General features: G+C 42.2%; 14 protein-coding genes and 1 tRNA gene. 4 read left to right on the top strand and 11 right to left on the bottom strand.

The features are described 5' to 3' along the window. Positions 1–4: 4 nt before the first annotated feature. The gene (locus BacF7301_RS01115; protein WP_167967071.1) at positions 5–1903 is read right to left on the bottom strand and encodes an LptF/LptG family permease; all 1899 of its coding nucleotides are present in this window, start codon (positions 1901–1903) and stop codon (positions 5–7) included. Positions 1904–1979: 76 nt separating this feature from the next. Next, positions 1980–2366, bottom strand: coding sequence for an START-like domain-containing protein (locus tag BacF7301_RS01120; RefSeq protein ID WP_167959593.1), 387 nt, complete (start codon positions 2364–2366; stop codon positions 1980–1982). A 224-nt stretch (positions 2367–2590) separates the two neighbouring features. On the opposite strand from BacF7301_RS01120, the gene BacF7301_RS01125 reads away from it, so the two are divergent. Continuing rightward, a tRNA-Met gene (locus BacF7301_RS01125) sits at positions 2591–2664 on the top strand. 181 nt (positions 2665–2845) lie between these two features. Here BacF7301_RS01125 and guaA read toward each other — a convergent pair. Next, positions 2846–4153 (bottom strand): glutamine-hydrolyzing GMP synthase, encoded by a 1308-nt coding sequence (gene guaA / locus BacF7301_RS01130; protein ID WP_167959594.1) that lies wholly within the window; start codon positions 4151–4153, stop codon positions 2846–2848. Positions 4154–4475: 322 nt separating this feature from the next. On the opposite strand from guaA, the gene BacF7301_RS01135 reads away from it, so the two are divergent. From BacF7301_RS01135 to BacF7301_RS01145, 3 genes are read left to right on the top strand one after another with little or no spacing between them, the layout of a single operon-like run. After that, a complete protein-coding gene (locus BacF7301_RS01135; RefSeq protein WP_167959595.1) occupies positions 4476–5057 on the top strand; it encodes a type IV toxin-antitoxin system AbiEi family antitoxin domain-containing protein in 582 nt (193 codons plus the stop codon). Further along, on the top strand, positions 5054–5941 hold the full coding sequence (locus BacF7301_RS01140) for a nucleotidyl transferase AbiEii/AbiGii toxin family protein (protein WP_167959596.1): 888 nt from the start codon (positions 5054–5056) through the stop codon (positions 5939–5941). Before BacF7301_RS01135 ends, BacF7301_RS01140 begins: the two co-directional genes overlap by 4 nt. Before the next feature lie 6 nt (positions 5942–5947). Next, a complete protein-coding gene (locus BacF7301_RS01145; protein ID WP_167959597.1) occupies positions 5948–6727 on the top strand; it encodes a metallophosphoesterase in 780 nt (259 codons plus the stop codon). A gap of 39 nt (positions 6728–6766) precedes the next feature. Here the strand turns inward: BacF7301_RS01145 and BacF7301_RS01150 are convergent, their stop codons facing one another. The 8 genes from BacF7301_RS01150 to BacF7301_RS01185 form a co-directional block, all read right to left on the bottom strand. Continuing rightward, positions 6767–7852, bottom strand: a complete 1086-nt coding sequence (locus BacF7301_RS01150; protein ID WP_167959598.1) for an ankyrin repeat domain-containing protein — start codon at positions 7850–7852, stop codon at positions 6767–6769. A gap of 147 nt (positions 7853–7999) precedes the next feature. After that, complete coding sequence (locus BacF7301_RS01155) at positions 8000–9538, bottom strand: BACON domain-containing protein (RefSeq protein ID WP_167959599.1); 1539 nt, start codon at positions 9536–9538, stop codon at positions 8000–8002. 13 nt (positions 9539–9551) lie between these two features. Next, positions 9552–10421, bottom strand: coding sequence for a Calx-beta domain-containing protein (locus BacF7301_RS01160; RefSeq protein ID WP_167959600.1), 870 nt, complete (start codon positions 10419–10421; stop codon positions 9552–9554). Between the two features lie 29 nt (positions 10422–10450). Beyond that, the gene (locus BacF7301_RS01165; protein WP_167959601.1) at positions 10451–11917 is read right to left on the bottom strand and encodes a DUF4302 domain-containing protein; all 1467 of its coding nucleotides are present in this window, start codon (positions 11915–11917) and stop codon (positions 10451–10453) included. A gap of 13 nt (positions 11918–11930) precedes the next feature. Further along, complete coding sequence (locus tag BacF7301_RS01170) at positions 11931–12872, bottom strand: substrate import-associated zinc metallohydrolase lipoprotein (RefSeq protein WP_159436742.1); 942 nt, start codon at positions 12870–12872, stop codon at positions 11931–11933. A 7-nt stretch (positions 12873–12879) separates the two neighbouring features. Further along, positions 12880–14376, bottom strand: coding sequence for a RagB/SusD family nutrient uptake outer membrane protein (locus BacF7301_RS01175; protein WP_167959602.1), 1497 nt, complete (start codon positions 14374–14376; stop codon positions 12880–12882). An 11-nt stretch (positions 14377–14387) separates the two neighbouring features. Continuing rightward, positions 14388–17972 (bottom strand): SusC/RagA family TonB-linked outer membrane protein, encoded by a 3585-nt coding sequence (locus BacF7301_RS01180; protein ID WP_167959603.1) that lies wholly within the window; start codon positions 17970–17972, stop codon positions 14388–14390. 201 nt (positions 17973–18173) lie between these two features. Beyond that, positions 18174–19355, bottom strand: coding sequence for a FecR family protein (locus BacF7301_RS01185; RefSeq protein ID WP_167959604.1), 1182 nt, complete (start codon positions 19353–19355; stop codon positions 18174–18176). Positions 19356–19525 lie beyond the last annotated feature (170 nt).

Below are 19525 nucleotides of genomic sequence, written 5' to 3' on the forward strand. Positions count from 1 at the left end.
ACAATTATTTATTAATTTTCTGTATGATGAATTGAACTTGTTCGTTATTCTTTATAATTCGTTCCATGTCTTTCGCCAGGCGGATACGGAACGCCCAAATGCGGAAATAGAAAAACAGCCCGATAGGGAAAATCACCCCGGCAGCCAAATTCAGCCAATATATATGGAACGGGCGTACATGAGCAGAAACGGGAATCACCGGATAATTGTTTAATGCCCCTATCAAAGTAGCCGACTTGGTATTGGACATTTCTTCCACCAATGCTTCCAGCCTATCGTTGATAGCCATTACTTCATCATCCTTCTCACCTGCCATCCATAACTTAAAGTAGTTCGGTGCTTTCATCAACTGATTACGGGCAACATATGCCTGACATTCCGCCGTAAGCTGTTCCAGTTCTCCCGGTATGCGTCCGTAGTCCGGGTCATGAATGATAACCTCTTTCTTGAACAAATGACGCACGCTACGGATTCCTGCAATCTTCTTAAACCAGTTAATATACGCATCGGCATTCAGCACCACAGAGTCCTTGTTCGATTTGTAAGTAAGGAAGATACCCAGCGGAGCGAGAACCGCACTACTTGTCCACATCCCCATCCACACAATCCATTTACCGTCACGCGCCATCTTATAACCCGTGTTATCAATGATATAATAAATGATAAACACCAATACCGATACAATCACCGGCATACCCAAACCACCTTTACGGATAATACCGCCTAAGGGTGCTCCGATAAAGAAGAATAGCAGACAAGAAAGGGAAATCGTAATCTTCTTATGCCACTCCGTCTTATGCTTCCGGATGGCATAGTCATTATTTTCCATCGTGTATTTCTTGAAGCTAAGATCACTGGACACATTTTCGGCACGGCTAGTGGCAGAAGATAACACCTTCTGCTTCTGTGTCAGCGATGCGGCAGCATAAAGACTGTCCACATTATACTCCTGAATATCCGCATTCTCGATTTTGACCGTATCTTCTTTGCTCAATCCGTAAGAAGGGCGGAAATTTCCTTCGGCCACTTCCCGGTAATATTGCCTTCCGATGCTGTCTCCCAGCACTTTCATCGAGTCGATGGAAGCCTGTAACATTGTCATATTCTTGGCACTGGACTGATTACTCATGATACTTTCATCCGCCATATTAAAGTCGGAGTCAAATTCAATCAATGTATGTTTCTCCCTGAATGATTCACGCCGATAGGGTACATTCTGCGATTTCATACTCTGTGCTTTCAGATTCTCAAATAAGTCACCGCTGTACAGATGCAACCAGAGATGCTGTTTGTCAGCCGTCATCTCCATACGTCCGGAATCCGCATAGATGATATGCGCATTTTCGAATCCGTCCTTCATATTATAAATCAGGACATCGTAGAGCATACCGGTTTTCCGGTTCTTCTTGGCAACTTTCAGATTATAATCCTTTATCTCGGAATAGAATACTCCTTCGGGAATATCCAGTTCCGGGGATTTCTGTTTCATCGAAAGAATCAGGGTTCCCAGTTTAGCCTGGGCAATAGGACCAACTACATTTTGGAAATAGAATGAAACACCGACCAGCCCGCAGACAAAGAAGGCAAGCGGACGCATGATTTTGAGCAGAGAGATACCCGCAGCCTTCATTGCGAGCAATTCGTAGCGCTCACCGAAGTTACCGAAAGTTATCAAAGAAGCCAGTAGCACTGCCAACGGCAACGATACTGGCACTAATGTCAATGCGGAATAAAAGAAGAATTGAGCCATTACGCTCATCTCCAATCCCTTTCCGACCAATTCGTCTACATATCTCCACAAGAACTGCATCATAAAGATGAACAGACAAATGAAGAATGTGCCTATAAAGAGCATGAAAAAGCTCTTTACAATGAATATATCTAATTTCTTTATGCGTAGCATCTTAATAGGTTCGTGCATTTAAGACGCAAAATTAGCACAAAAAAAGGAGCATCGAAAATTTTTAGTTGAAAGTTAACTAAAAACCACAAGTTCTTCTTAATTTAGCTACTTGTGACTCCCATAATTCTTTCATATCGCTTACCTCATCCGGCTCTGCGAAATCGGTTATTTCTAATACATAGTCACTTGTCAGTTCATTATACGTCATTTTGATTTCGAAGTAATCGCGTTCGTTTTCATCATCCTGCCAACGGAAACGGATGAAAGAGAAAGCGCGAATAGCTGTAATCTCAGCTTTTCTCTGTTCAGTCTTCCCCCAATGGAACTCTACTATCTTATCATCGGATATAACTTTGTCAGCAAACCAGTCCTCCAACCCGGTAGGTGTACTAATGGCTCCCCAAAGAATATTTTTAGAAGTTGCGTTCAATAAATATTCCAAATGAATCTTTTCCTTTTTCATAGCAATTTCGAATTGTTTTTACGTGTGCCAAGATAAATACTTTTTTCTGAATACACGGTATAAATCAGACACTTTATTTAATTATTCTTTCACTATTGGCCCTCAAACTCCCTATTTATAGGGAAAATGAAAACCTTTCCTAAAGAAAAAAACAAAAAAAATACTGAATTGTTTTGGAGATTATGAAAAAACATCTATCTTTGCACCCGCAATCGAGAAACGATGGCGGGATAGCTCAGCTGGTTAGAGCGCATGATTCATAATCATGAGGTCCCCGGTTCAATCCCGGGTCCCGCTACTTGATAAGAATAAGGCATTTGAGAGGCTTCCACTCTTGGGTGCCTTTTTCTTTTTTACTTCTTCGCGAAATCATAGTGAAATCCTCAATTACATTTCTACCAGAAGCCAATGTTGAACAATAAAAATAGCCTCAACTTACAAAAAATTGAGGCTATCGAAATATCATTTAAAAAGTTCTTTTATTCCCATTCTATAGTCGCATTGGGTTTCGGCGACATATCATAGCAAACACGATTTACATTCTTCACTTCTTTCAGAATACGATCTGTGATTTTCATCAGGACAGGCCACTCAACCGGTTCGATAGTGGCTGTCATGGCATCTATCGTATTGACAGCACGAATGATAACCGGCCAATCGAAAGAGCGGGCATTATCACGTACACCAACAGATTTGAAATCGGGTACTACTGTGAAGTATTGCCATACCTTTTTATCCAATCCGGCAATCTGGAATTCCTCACGCAGGATAGCGTCTGATTCACGTACAGCTTCCAGACGGTCGCGTGTGATAGCACCCAAACAACGTACACCTAAACCGGGACCAGGGAAAGGCTGACGGTAAACCATCTCATAAGGTAAGCCCAGTTCCAAGCCGCAGGCACGAACTTCATCCTTGAACAGTTGGCGCAAAGGTTCTACAAGTTGGAATTTGAGGTCGTCGGGCAGACCGCCTACGTTGTGATGAGATTTCACCATTTTAGCAGTCTTTGTTCCGCTTTCCACAATATCCGGATAAATAGTACCCTGAGCTAAGAAGTCGATACCGTCCAACTTACGTGCTTCTTCTTCAAACACACGGATAAATTCACCACCGATGATTTTACGTTTCTGTTCGGGATCTTCCACACCTGCCAGTTTATCCAAGAAACGGTCGGTTACATCTACATAAATAAGATTTGCCTTCAACTGGTTGCTGAATACCTCGACTACATCTTCCGATTCACCTTTACGCATCAGACCATGATTCACATGCACGCATACGAGATTATCACCGATTGCTTTCAGAAGCAAAGCAGCTACCACAGAGCTGTCCACGCCACCGGACAGAGCCAGCAACACCTTCTTATCACCTACTTGACGCTTAACCAATTCTATCTGGTCGTTCACAAAGTTCGTCATGTTCCAGTTAGCTTCAGCTTTGCAAGTATCAAAAACGAACGATTTTACAGCATTTTTAATAGCTTCAATATCGTCCGTAAATTCTGCCAGTTTCACTTCACAAGCCGCTTTATCGTGACCGGCCGCCATGACAGGAATGCCCATTGTATAGATAGCCGGATTCACATCAATGCCAACACCGTCAATCACATTGTTCGGTCCGCCATTGATTATAATACCCTTTACATTGGGTAATGCTTTCAGTTCTTCCACTGTGATGTCATGAGGATAAATCTCACTATACACTCCTAACGCACGGATGGCGCGAGCCAATACCGTATTCTCATGACTACCCAAGTCAAGGATAACAATCATGTCCTGTTTCATCTGATTCTGTTTTTTTAATTATGTTATTGTCAATAGTTTCTTTAGTTTCAACTTATCCGCAAATATAAATATTTTGAAAGACGTTACAATGTCTGACCTCTACAAAGTTTCATTTTCATTCAAAAAATGAATAAAACTTAGTTCTAAAATGAGCCAAACAATATATTTTTTTTCTTCCCTACCTTCTAATCCTTTAATATGGTTGCACTAAGTTATTCACCGTAGGTATAAATCTACGGATAATATTTAAAATATCCGTAGATTTATACCCAGCATTGATAAAATGATTACCTTTGCCGATAAATGTGCAGTAAATAAGCCTATGCAGAAGATATCAGAGATAGTGGCAACCAAAGGCGGAGTAGTGACGATGAATGAGATTACCGACCGCGCCGAGTACAAGCGGATATTGCGTGCCGTAGAACGTGGCGAACTTGTCAGATTACGACAAGGTGTCTATGCTGTGCCGATAGCCATGCTTAATACGATAATTGATGTTGAGCGCATTGTGCCACAAGGTGTGCTATGTCTTTATAGCGCATGGACTCATTACCAGTTGACAACTACCGTGCCGCCATCGTTTTGCATAGCAATCGAGGCCAAACGAAAAGTGGTGTTGCCTACAATATTGCCGGTAAGCCTGTATTATTGGAAAGCCGAGAACCTTAAATTTGGGATCGTTAATGTGGAAATGTCCAACTACCAAGTGCGTATGACTGACCTTGAACGTAGCGTATGTGATGCGGTAAAATACCGGAACAAAATTGGTTCAGACTTGTGCGCTGAAATCATCAGAACTTATCTCCGAAAGAAAGAACGTAATCTCAGTCGTCTTATCGACTATGCAAAACGTCTTCGAGTAGCTAAAGTATTGAATAATTATCTTGAAATTGCAATGGAATGAAAAAATCGGCAAAGAATCATGCAAAATCGGTTAAATCGAGGCTACTCAATCTGATGAACGAAACCCGTTACCAATATATGTATCTGCTCGCGCGGTATTTTAACGAGCGATTACTTTACAGAGTATCAGTGAGTCGTTATAAAGACAATTTTTTGTTAAAGGGCGGTTCACTGCTCTATGCTATGGATGGTCTGGATACACGTCCAACCATTGACATTGACTTTATGGCAATGCAAATTAGTCGTGACCGTCAACATCTTGAATCTGTATTTTGTGAAATTCTAAGTACAGAGTGCGATGAAGATGGTGTAACTTTTGATATCGAGAGCCTAACTTCCGAACCAATTACGATAGAAAAGCAATATCCTGGCACACGTTTTTACGTGAGAGCGCACATGGACACTATTGTACATAACATGACAATGGATATTGGCTTCGGTGACGTAGTCACACCATCTCCTGCATCCATAGATTTTCCATTGCTTCTGCCAACACTGCCGTCAATCAATATTCAGGCATATTCCATCGAAACGGTCATTGCCGAGAAGTTTCACACGATGATTGACCGAGATGTAACAAACAGTCGCATGAAGGATTTCTTTGATTGCTATCAGATTATGACGACACGCGAAATTGATGAGTCGGTGTTGTATGATGCCATAAAAGCGACTTTTGACAACCGCGAGTTGCAACCAAACCCAGATTTAAAGCTATTTACTGAAGATTTTGTGACAGACAAAGCAAGGCTAAGCCGTTGGACGACATTCCTGAAGAAAATTCAATGGGAAAAACAAACGCCATTTACCACAGTAATGGATGTAATTAAAGAACGTCTGGAAAAAATGTTCATAAAATATTGGAGAGAAAAAGGATTTAAATCATAAGCCAGTATGATAACTGAATACACATTTCTTGAAGCTCAAAGCATTGTGGTGTCGGGTGACATTCACGGTGACTTTAATATGCTTATTCACAAATGCTGTGTAAGATACGGCATGACCGATACACTCATTATTGTGGCCGGTGACTGCGGATTCGGTTTTAATCATCCGGACTTTTACGAGAATACGTACACAAAGAACAGAGAAAGGCTTGCAAAATCCAATAACTGGATTGTTCTGGTTCGTGGGAATCATGACAACCCCGCATATTTTGCCTTCAAACAGATAACACATAACCGTTTCATGACCGTTCCGGATTACTCCATTATACGAGCATGCGGTCACACAATATTGTGTGTAGGGGGAGCAATATCTATTGACAGATCCTATCGGATGAGCAACCCGAACTACCAACATATAACATCAAATCCATTTGCACGCAATCTGTATTGGGCTGACGAAAAGCCGTTTTATAATAACATTCTTCTTAATGAAATAACGAAAAGATACTCTGTTGATACTGTAATCACCCATACGGCACCAATATTTTGTGAGCCAATCAACAAAATCGGGTTGGAGAAATGGTCAGAAAATGACGAAACTCTATTTGTTGACATTGCAGAAGAACGTGCGACAATGGATAAACTTCACACTTATCTATTTACCAACGGACACAACGTGACAAATTGGTTTTACGGACATTTTCATCGCAGCTGGCATGATACATTCGAGAACTGTCGGTTCAGAATGCTTGACATCATGGAATTGGCAGAGTTGACGCCCATGTGATAATTAAAAGACGTTATAATGTTTGGTTTCTACAAAGTTTCATTTTTCCTTTTCAATTTCTACATCCGTATTGTTAATTGCTTCGTCACGCAATGCAGAACTATTGAGATAATACTTGCCATCCTTGCGAAACAACCTTCCGAGATACGGTTCACGACTGTTTGTACTCGACCCATCCAACGTATAATAATAGTAGAGTTCGATTGTATCCTGCCTTGCATTCTCCACAGTACATAAGTCCTGAAAATAGAGTTGATAGCCTGCTCCTTGAAAAATACAAGTATCTGGACGAATAGTTATCGTAAAAGCATGTTGATTCCGCCAGTCCTCTCCCTCAGCATCGCTTGTATATCCATATTCACCAAACCAACTTTCATCCACTTCCAAACGGTAGTTATCCAACATATATTGATTGATGAAACCAAGAAGCTCACCGTGACATTCGTTTTCTGCAAGTTCCAAAGCAGATACTTCTCCCAAAGAGAGACGGCAGCCTTTCCCTATAAGATATTCCGCAATTTCGAGATTGCAGCTTTTAATAGCGACAAAAAGCGGATAGACATTGGGGACATTCACCCAACTACTATCCTTTTCCGCCAATCCGTTGATATATGCGCCATGGTCTATCAACAGTTCAGAGATATTGTTACATTCCATATCACTACAACTCAATAGAAGGGCCGTTGTTCCGTTCTCATCATACCTTTCATTCGGGTCTGCACCTTTCTCCAATAGCAATTCTACAATAGAATCGGATTTACAATCGATGGCAAGATAAAGTGCATCCCTAAGAAAATAAAGCGTTTCATATGCTTTGCCAAGATCGGCTTTCGCATCAATCAATTTCCCGGTAAACTCATAATTATTGTTTTTGATAGCATACCCAAGAAGGGTATAAGCCAAATCTTCACCTTCCATCGGCATCAACGAATCAATGTCAGGAATATATTTCACCAGACTATCAAATGTTTTGGTATCATTGTCACGGACAGCCTTCTTCATCAATTCGTAGATATCCGTTTGCCCGGTGGCAACTTTGCCCGTGTTATTTTTACAAGCTGTAAAAAACAAACAATAAAAGAACAACAGGACAATCATTGGGGATACAAGTGTCTTTGTTTTCATCGTGTTTCATTTATAAGGCACCAAAGTTACTACTTTTCCTGCACATATAACTTAATACCACTTACATAAATAAAAATAGAACAGGCTTACACCATTTCTTAAAGAAAAACGGTGTAAGCCTATTCCAGTATAAGACAATGCTATTTTTTACTTAGGACAATCGACCAAATTATAATCGGTCTTTGCGTCACCATATACAGCACGTTGCGGATTAATATACAGTGATAGCTTCCAACCACCGAAGCGAGTAGGAACACAAGTGTTCGGGTCGAAATTATTATACTTCATCTTCAAGGTTGACAATTTGGGTAATAAAGAGAATACAGGTGGAAATTCTCCCGTGAAACGATTAAATTCCATTTCTATCCAAGTCAACTTTTGCAGATTCGGAATATCCGGGAACTCTCCGCTAAACTGATTAGAGGTGATATAAAGATGCGTCAAGTTTGTCAGACGGTTGATGCTGGCAGGAAGCGGCCCTGAAAGTTTATTCCGTTGCAACTTGATTTTGATGATTTCAGTCAGCCAACCGATTTCATTAGGCAGACTTCCTTCCATATTATAATCCAACAAACTCAAATCCACCACACGAAGTTCACCGTCAATCGTATCAAAAAAGACTCCCGGCCAATTCGAATCAGACAATGGCAGTTCCGGTTTCCAGGTATATTTCCAGTTTTCTCCTTTGGTAGCCTGATAAATAGCAACTAATGCCAAGCTGTCTTTCAGTCGTCCATCAGGAATATTCTTCTGCTCTATGGTCAGTACATCTGTTTTATCGGTTTGTACAAGTGACCTTACAGTCAATTGAGCCGTGCGTTCCGTACCAGTGGCAGATACTTTCACAAATACATTCGCATTACCCTCATATTCTGTTTTTTCCAGCTCAACCCATCCCGGCGCGTCTTCAATCTTCCACTTTCCGTCTCCGTTGACAGAGAATATGAATTGTGATTCCGCACCATCAAGCATGATTTTTTTATTTGTAGGCGATATTATCTCCAACTTCAACGGACGAGCGGATTGTGTAAGCAGAATACTGTCTTTCAGTGTCGGGAACTCAACTGACTGGACATAGATATACATCGAACGGGGAACAACTGTTTCATTCTCAGTCACAATCAACGAACCGCTTCCCGATGTTTCACCTTTCTTCGTCATTACCGTACTCCATCCGTCTGCTACCTTGGTAAATGCACGCCAAGCGGTAGGACTGTTCACTTCAAACTTTACTTCGGCAAAAGATTCACCGGACAAAGGTGCTTTCAGGTCATCCGATTCAATCTTTATTTTATATCCATCAGGGATAAAGCTGACAGCACACTGCTGCCTGACAGTCAATGTATCCGCTCTCTCCTCACCAATCGTATTGCGGACTACAATCTGACCAATACGTGTATCTCCCTTATTCTCAGAGATGGAAAAATAAATCGTATCATTATATTCTCCGGTGACCGTATTACACGTCAGCCATTCGGACAGGCTCTCCGCTTTCCAACGCGCGTTGGAACGGAGCAGTCCATAACCGGTTTGAGCTTCCGGAGTAAAGTTACCCTCATTTTCAGCATCGGCACTTATCTCTACCAAAGGGAAGTCTGCTCCAAAAAGATATTCACTTTGTTCATGGCACGCCACCAATAGAATAGCGAAAGCCACTGATGCTAATCTTAGAATTTTATATCTCATATTTCTGAATTCGTTAATGGTTTACTTTCTCAAGAATTATATTTTTCAAGGCATAATAAAGACCCATTTCGTCATTATCATCAATGAACGCACCTGCAAATCCATCGACTTTAAAGACTAGTCGGTCACCAGACTTTTCTATTTTTATAGGGTCAGTGATTGGATCTCCTTCACTCGTCAGGCCAATGGTAAATCCTTCGCCAGCTCCATAATCTCCAATTTTCTGCTGACTGGGTATTGATATATTCCCGTCATTACCAACAACAAAATACAAATCACCTGCCAGTGTTAAAGGCAACACATTATCTCCGGCAACCAAGACCATATTCTTCATGTAATACCTATTGCTGTCATCCAAGTCCTGTACTATTTCCACCCCACCCGGAAGAGATGAGAATTGGCTGTCATCAAAAAAACTTTGGACTGTAAGTGTGTAATGCCCTGCCATGGTAACCTTCTCTACATCATCACTAATGATATAAACTTTTATACTGGAAATTTCGGATTTCACTTCCGGATTGTCAGCTTTAAGACTTATCGTAAAGGTCTTGATGTCATTCGTCACCTCTTCGTTGTCAATTATTTTGACTTCCAATGTAGTCTGTCCGCATACTTCAAATGCCAGATGAGTATCAATCAGTTCATAGTCAACACCCGCTACGGCATCCCCATCGGTTGCCGACACCTGAACCGATACTTGCAATGGCATATCCATATTAGCACCCGACAAGACTACGGGAATCTCAAGTATACCGGTATTTTCGCCCACATCAATCTTGCTTTTCTGAAAGCCGACACTGAGCTTTGAATACTCCACCTGTTCCGATTCGCTACAGGCAAACAGAAACATCAATATCCACAAATTATATATTATATACTTCATATTTTATCTTTTTTACTGATGTGCCACATTTATCTATCTACATCTGTCTGCGTATACGGATAGAGAGTAAAGAAACTTCCCACTACATCTTCCTCGTCAACGACTTTCACGGTTGGATTGTTAGTATCCAGACCTTGCGCATACAATCCCCATCCCCGCTCGTTCAGCAATCTGTACAGCATAGGTAGAGCTGCTTTCGCTTTGTCTCTGGCATACCCGGCATCATCGGGGTAAGCGTCCAGGAACGCTTGTTCAACAGAGCCTTTCAATGAAATAATCCACATTCTGTCAGCAGATGTTTCAAATGAAACAGGGATGCGCACAAAGGTAGGATTGTCGCCATACAAGTCCTTGCTCGAGTAACTTGGATCGGAGTCGGCATAGATGATAGTCAACTCTTCCGCATATTTGAATGGAATCTTACCCATATCCTTATCAATATTTTTAGCGAAGTAAATCACATTCAGGTGCTGTTCCATCGGTGCATATGGCGGTCGCAAGTCATCGAAGTACTTTTTGAGGTTGCGTCCTATCGGGTCACCGGTAGAGTGGTAGACTTCAATACCGAGATAAAGTTTATCGAATATGCTGAAAGGAGTCCGCTGCACGGCCGGCACTTTGTCTGTATATACCACGCGGAGTTGCTGATGGGTAGACTCTGTGACGGCAGTTCCATCCTGACTCACGTCAAATTGCCGTATATTCCCGACGCCTTTTATCTTCAATGGCGAAACGAGTGTAAAGCCCGTCGGAGTGATATAAAAAGGAAGAATCTGCATTTGGCTGCCCTCAATTTCCGTTGACATATAGAGTACCACTCTCGATTCCGCGTCGATAAGGAACAGGCTTTCCAATAACTCCCCTTTGTACTCCAAACGTTGATATTTACCTTTACTTTCGTTGTAGTTTATCGCTTTCTTCACGTCGGCTATGCCATTGAGAGTCCAGTCCGCTTCCGAAGCCGGTTCAAAAACAAAAGTCATTATCTCTTCCGGTTTCTTTCCTACTCCCATATTCGTCTTTCCTTTCATATAGAGATTACCATCCCGATAGGCATCAAAAATAAACTGGGTTTCGGGACTGGCGTATTTATCGAAATATCCGTCACCGTCACTATCTACATAAAACTCATTCCAAGCCGAGAACTGCGAAAAAGACTCGAATACAAGTTCGGGAAACTGCGAGTAATCGACCCGATACGTCACAGGCTCTTCAATACTGACACCACCTATATAATAATAGTCGACCGGATCACATTTCATCGTGACCTTGCCATCGGCATCAAAATCCATGAGAATCAGCCAGCGTCCCAATTTGTCACTGGTTCCGAAATAGGTTTTCCAACCGTGAGGCGCTTCAACCAATATATTTTTGTATTCTGCTTTCACAGCCGCGATTCTTTCTTCGGGAGTCTTGTCGAACACGCTGTCCACCTCGTTGTCCGAACAAGAGTAACAGCCTGCGGCAAGTAACAAAATACCTATTATATTTTTCATTGTATTCTTCATTTTACTTCATGTTTATTTCGTTCAACCTTTGTAAGATGATTTCTCTCAAGTGAGTAAGGTCTATCGAGAAGTTACTCACGTAATACTCTTTCACCAAAGCCAGTTTCTTGTCGATATTGGCTTTGCCTTCGTCCAGGAAAGTCCGTTTGGGGTCTGACGCGATATACGTTTCCTCAAATACGGCAGGTTCCGTCAATAAATAAAGCGACACGAACTCTGCAAAATCCTCAAATTCCGAGGAAGTTCCGTAAGGTGTGAGCATTCCTCTCTGAATCGCCATATTTTGGGCTACGGAATCTATCTCATGGGTGGTAGGAGAACTGATGCCCTTTTCTATCAGTTCGGCCTGCGCATTTGTATTTATATCTTTCCATGCCTGCCCGGTATAAGTATCCTCGGTGATTTTATTGAAACCGTTAGGCATCTTGTAGGTCTGATGGATGATGTGCGAAAATTCATGATGCATGGTATGCAACTGCTGAATCACCCATTCCCTGTTTGTCAGGTCGAAATAATTCAGTTCCGTAAGGGTAATGCGTACTCCGGCATCGGCATAACCCAGTGTACGTGTGCCGTCGGCATTTCGCAGTTCCGAGCCCACGCACACAATCTCCGGCGGGAAATGCTTGCGGATAAACTCGCCACTCGCCTTCGATTCAAGAATAAACGGTTCTATCCAGAAACGGCGAATCATTTCTCCTGTCGGGATAAGCACTTTGCGCATAGCCGGCGCGACGATATAATTAATATCGACATATTTATCAATCCACTGCCAGCGAACGGTAGAGCCATATTTCTCCTGAAAGTTCTCCTGAAAATAAACATCGATTTCATCTGTCGATAATTCTTTCGATTCGGGGACATAGTTCGTACTTTCGTCATCGGAACACGACATAAAACAGCAGAGCGACAAACAACAAATATATAATATACTTCTTTTCATATGCATGTTAGTTACGAATTACTAAATGAGCTTCCGGTTCGGAAATGTTTTTTCTTTCATTAGGCTGCAAGTCGCCATAGATAATCGCCGATTCGGGAATCTGAATAACCTTCCTCGAATCATCGGGTTGCAAAATACGGGTGCCCCCCGCTATGTCAGTATGCGTGACGCTCAACTTATGACGACAAATGTCAAACCACCTGAGTCCTTCTTCCACAAACTCACGACGCTTCTCGTCGAGTACCATTTTAAGACGCAGTTCGTTTGCGGGTACTCCCGGATAGAATCGCTGGTAATTCTGATATAGAATAGGATAATCCACTGTTCCGGCATAAACGGCCTTCAGGTATCTGCTGAACTGGCTTTCAAATTGCGACAACTTGGTTGTTCCCATCATTGCCCAGGCTTCAAGACGGTTGAAAAAGACTTCTTCACCTCTGAAAGCAACTTCGATGACATAAGGATACCCCGAAGAGGACGTCAGGGAAGTCTTGCGTATCAGATCCCTTTGGAACTTGGGAAGAAATGAAGAAGTTCCGCCATAGCTGTAAGATACGGAGAACCGCAAATCTCTCTGCGACAACACCAGACTGTTATACACATCCTGATTGAAGCGGTAGCCCGCATACCCCTTATAGCCATAGAGTACATCTTTACGAATCAGTAACAAATTGGACGGCAAAGTAGCTGCCGTAAACTTTCGTCCCATCATTTCGGAAGTTGTGCCGGTATAGACTTGCGTGTAATCACGTATCATCTGCGGATTATAGTCGTTACCCAAAAGTTCGGTCGCGTACTTTTCGACCTTTTCATAGTCTTTCTTGAAAAGGAAAAAACGCGAAGCGAAAGCCATCAATGCCGCACGGTTAAAGTGGTACTTTCCGGAGTTCTTATAATACTGGTCGGATATGAGTTCGATGGCTTCGAGCAGGTCTTTTTCTACAAAGTCGTAAACTTCCTGTACGGAACTGCGTTCGTAGGTAGCCAGCAGGTTTTCTTCCGGTTTCGTCATTATGACAATCCCTTTGTCAGACGCGGCTGTTGCAGGGTCGTAACTCTTTGCAAAGGTACTGACCAGCATAAAATGCGCGAAAGCACGGCAGGCCAAAGCTTCCCCACGGATTGCGTCCTTATAGCCGGGATTGTTTTCTTTCACTTCTTCCAAAGCCTCCAGGGCTTGATTGGCATGTGCTATCGCTTTATAGTTGCCGCTCCAGTAGAACGAAGGAGTATCCTGCCCTTCCTGTTCTACGTCCTGCCAGTTGTATGCCTGTGTCATTTCAGAACGCTGTATGTTTTTAGGGTCGGCCCCTACATTGTCGCTCATCCATTCCATGAAAACGCCGCTTCCTTCGGGATAAGCATTGGTAACGAGTTCCGCTATTGTCTCGTAGCTGTTCAGGCGCAATCGGTTATCGGGAGTTTCATCCAGAAAGGAGTCACACGAAGAAAGAGCCACCACAGCAGATAGTACGACCGCTATTTTTATATATAAATACTTCATGAGTTTATTATTTAAAAGGTTAAGTTTACTGTAAAAGTATACATCCGCGATACCGGTGAAGATACTCCGCCCGAAAGATAAAATTCGGGGTCGATGCCGTTCAACTTGCTGTCAGAGTATAGAAGCCACAGGTTGGTTGCCTGGAACGACAGGTTCACATTGTGTATGCAAGTGCCTGTGAGCCATTCTTTCGGGAATCGGTAACCGATGCTCAGGTCTTTGAGACGGATAAAATCACCTTTCGCCACTCTTTCGGTGCTCTTGTTATACATTTGATACGTATATTTTCCTTCGATACGGTCATAAGTCCGTTTATCCAAAATGGCGGGAACAGAAGTCCGGTTCTCGTCGCCCGGCATAATCCAGCGGTTTTTCAGCTCTTTCGGAAAAGAAGAGAAGTCGTCGTAGAACGGATAAAACTCATCGTCCAGACGGATGACATTACCGTACTTATAAACAAATCCGAAGGATAATGTCCAGTCTTTATAACGGAAAGTGTTGGTCAGGCCACCATAACCTTTAGGTTCCAACGGGCCTTCGTACTTCAGTATTTTATCGACATCGTTGCGCGACTGAAGATTCATATCATAAACGATTTCATTGTTTGCCCCGTAGAAAGTAGGGATACCTTCACCATCGAGCCCCGCAAAGCGAACGGAGAATAACCCTCTTTGAGGATAACCCAACATAGCCGTACCGGTATTTGCAATGGCAGTGGACATTCTTGAGAAATTGTTTAATTTGGTAATCTTACTCTTATGGAAGTTGATGTTCAGGCTCGTTTTCCAGTCAAAGTCTTTCGTACTTATGTTAACTGAATTGATGGCAAATTCAAAACCGTAAGATTTCATGTTGCCGATATTTCCGAGTTTGATAGACTGACCGCCAATTCCGGCTGTATTGACATAATCAATCAAGTCGATGGATTTACGACGATAGTGTGCAAAGTCCATCATAATCCTATTGTTGAAAAGTCCGGCCTCGAAACCAAGGTTCAGCTCGTACATTTTCTCCCAAGTGAGGTCTTTGTTTTTAAGGCCTTCTATGACGTTGTACACTTCATTGTCGGAAGGACGTAACGTTTGTTTGGCATAAATAGCCAGTTCCGCACTAGTAGAAGGCCCCATGATACCGTTATAACCATAAGAGATTTTAGGTTTCAGGGTATTCACCACTTCCGAAATTCCTTTCATAAAGGCTTCATCGTGCATATTCCATGCCGCGCTGACATTCCACGAAGGCAGGTAGCGGGCTTCTCTCGAACTACCCAACTGGTTCGAGCCGTCATAGCGGAATCCGGCGTTTACAATATATTTGCCTTTGAAGGAATAAGCGGAATTGATGAATGAAGAGATTCTTCTGTCCCGTCCTTCAGCATAATCATAATAGACTTCCCCCTGTTCTTTCAGATAATAAGTCAGGTCGGGATGAGTCACAACGACACCGCCCTTATCCCATAGGTATCCCCAGCCTTCGTTCAGCCTCATTTTTCTGTCCACCTTATTGACTTCAAATCCGGCAAAGAAATTCACGACATGATCCAAGCCTAACTTCGGCGAGTAGTCCGCCGTTGCTCTGAAGTAAGTATGTCGTAAATCCGCTTCATTGGTATTGTAGAATCCACCTTCAGGCAGGATGCTATACGGATTGGCGGTAGGCAAAGAAGGATTTTGGAACAGGAAACGATTGTTGTCAATGATAGCTTGTGAGTAGTCAGCCCTGTAAGCCTCGGCCTGGTTGGAGAACTCATGGATTTTATGTTCTCTCAATGTATTTGCCGAACGGTATTGGAAAGAGCCTTTCAGGGTCAGTACTTTCAGAGGTTTGTATTCCAAATCCATTTGTGTGGATATATCTTTCACTGTGAGGTCAACAAAATTGTGACGAAGTTCATGCAAGATATTAAAATCAGCAAAGCTCCGGCGGAAAAACTCAAGATTCCCGTTTGAATCATACGCACGCATACTACGACTGGTGTTGAGCGCATAGTTGAAAGGGTTGATGTCAAAGTCGCGGGTGAATTCTCCCGTAGAGGTGTCAAAGTTACGGTCTTTCGTTCCCGGTACTCTCTGGTCACGGATATTGGCAGACAATTTCAAGCCTATATTCAGTTTGGGAGATACAGCGAAAGTTCCGCGCAATGAAGCGGTATAGCGGTTCACCTTATCAGAGGAGACTGCCATTCCATTGTCGGTATAGTAACTCAGGGAAGCATAGAAAGTAGTCTTGTCCCCACCACCGGATATGCTCAGTGAATGCTGATTGACCAGCGAATTATGAAACAAGGTATTGAACCAGTCTGTATTACTGTTGGCATAAGCCGACAGAAAATCTTCGTTCAAAGAACCATTCGGCCCCCAATTGATATTCTTCCTTGTTATTTCATCAAACATTTTCCCCATAGCACCGAAGTTTTCGCTGCGGGCCACCGTAGTAATGTCAATCCAACCCTTACGTTCCAACTCCTTATAGATTGACATTTCATCATCGGAGTTCATAATGTTGAAATTACGGTAATCGGGTTTCTCTTTCAAGGCGATACTACCGGTATAGTTGATAGTCAACCGGTCTTTCTTGCCCTGTTTGGTAGTGATGACAATCACTCCATTCATAGCTTGCGCACCATACAGAGAAGTGGCGGATACGTCTTTCAGGATTTCGAAACTTTCAATATCTTCGGGATTCAGACCTGCCACGCCCGAGCTCAATAACGTAGAAAGATTACCGGATGTCAGTTCTTCAGCACTTACGCTCATCAAGTCTTCCAGAATCACGCCGTCCACTACCCACAGGGGCTTATTAGTTCCGTTGATAGAAGAGTTTCCACGGATAGTAAGTACGGGGCTTGCACCGAAAGTGCTCGAAACATTAGTGATTTGCACACCTGCCACTTTTCCTTGCAAGGAGTTGGTCACATCGGGATTTCCCTTTAATACAGTTTCGTCCGCATTGACCTTTGAAGCAGAACCGGTGAACATTTTGCGATTTATCTTCTGATAGCCTGTGACTACCACGTCGCCAAGACTCACGGCATCATCCTTCATTACGATATTCATGACTTTCGTGCCAATCTTCCGTTCGATTGTTTCCAATCCGACATAAGAGATTATCACCTTATCATCCAGAGAGGCTTCAAAGCTGAAGTTTCCGTCAATATCAGTAATAGTCCCCTGCGTAGTTCCTTTTATCTTGATAGAAGCACCTATTACCGGCTCTTTATTCTCATCGACAATATTTCCCTGTATAAGAGTCGGGGTCTTTTTGCTTCTTACCTGTTTGGGAGTCAGTACGATAGTAAGATCCTGAATCCGGTAAGCAATATTTTGTGAAGGAAGCAAACTATCCAGTACGGCAGTCAAAGCTTCATCCTTACATGAGAAACTGACCGGTTTTGACAAATTTATCAAGTCCTTCCTATACAGGAAAGTATAATGTGTTTGTCTCTCTATTGCCTTCAGGCAATTTTCAAAAGATACGTTCTCCAAATTCAAGGTCACCTTCCGGGCAGGTTGCTGCGCCGCTGTCCAAGGAGCATTGCAGAACAATAATAAGGTTATTATCAGATATTTCAAACCATAAGATATTTTATTGCTCATATTCATTTACAGTTTTATGATAGTGAGTTCATAGTGTTTATCGCACAAGAAATTGGTAAATTTCATAGAGATTTCAACCCGGGTGTTGTCCCTGCATTTGTTGGTGTTTCGATAGTAAATTTTCATAATGTATTATTTTTAGTGAATATTAGTCCCCGCCACACGATGTTTTATCGCATGGTAAAAAGATTGCTTATCTGTTTATTTACTGATTGTCAGCGTCTTTCCATCCTGTTTTATACGTATGAGTCCACAATCCTCTATCATTCGGATTATTTTATCCAAGTGCTCATATTGTTTGAAAGAACCGGTGAACGGCAATCGTTTCAGTTCCGGATTTTCGTAATAAATATCGACATCATACAAACGGCTCAATGTACTCAGTATTTCGTCAAGTTCCTTATCTTTAAAGACAAGGACTTCGTCTATCCATGATACATATTCGTAGGTGTCCACTTCTCTTACAGACAATTTATTATCTTCCACCCTGCATTGTTGTCCGGGAGCCAGGATAACTGATTCTTTCCCTAGAGAGTAGGCTATCTTTCCGCGAACCAACGTGGTCATAGGCACCTCATCCTCATAACAATGTATATTGAAAGCAGTTCCTAAAACACGGATATTTCCGGTAGGAGTTTCCACTATGAATGGTTGCGACTTGTTTTCGGTTACATCAAAAAAGAGTTCGCCTTTCGCCAATACCTTTCTTTCTTTTTCGTCAAAGTTGCTTGGGAAGGTGATTTCCGAATCTGCATTGAGCCAGACGAGAGTTCCGTCACTCAACTGCATCTTGAATCTTTTTCCCCGCAATATCTTCAATGTATTATATACTACTTCGGCAGGAGCGGTCTTCATTTGTGCATATTCTTCAATAGGCTGTTCGTCTATTCTTATAGTCCCGGATGACACGGACAACATCTTTTGAGAACTCTGCACCGGAATTTTCTCTCCACTGGCAGTTATAAGGAGTATGTCTGTCGAATCCGCCGGAACGGTATCCGTTTGTCGGACGTCTACAACAGCAAGTTCCGAAGGAGAATGTGGCTTTTCACCGTCATACATATATACGAATATGGCAGACGCGCATACAAAAGCTATCAATGCGGCTGCGGCAACATATCTATTCCAGACGATACGACGCACCGGTTTCGCAGGTTTCAGGCGCTGCATAAAGTTTGAATATGCTTCCTGAGATTCCACCATATCTTTTCCAAAGTCTATTGATGACAGGAAATCAGGATTATTATATTTATCAAACAGCTCACGATGGCGTGCAGACTCATTCAACCAGTCTTCCAACTGCCTCTTTTCTTCCAAAGTAATTTCGCCCGAAATACTTTTTCTGATTAATGCTGCGATATGAATAATATGACGATTGTTCATTATTTTGTCTCCTTTCTATAAATAAAGACACACAAGAGAAAGAAAAGTGGCGCATTATTTCAAAAAAAAACGGTAACTTCTTTTTTTTTGAATAGAATCAAAATATTTTTTATGTATTTTGTTCAAAGTTGGATAATACTTATACCTTTGCAAAAAAGAGAATAAACACT

The sequence above is a fragment of the Bacteroides faecium genome (assembly GCF_012113595.1).
In the GTDB taxonomy this organism is placed as follows: domain Bacteria; phylum Bacteroidota; class Bacteroidia; order Bacteroidales; family Bacteroidaceae; genus Bacteroides; species Bacteroides faecium.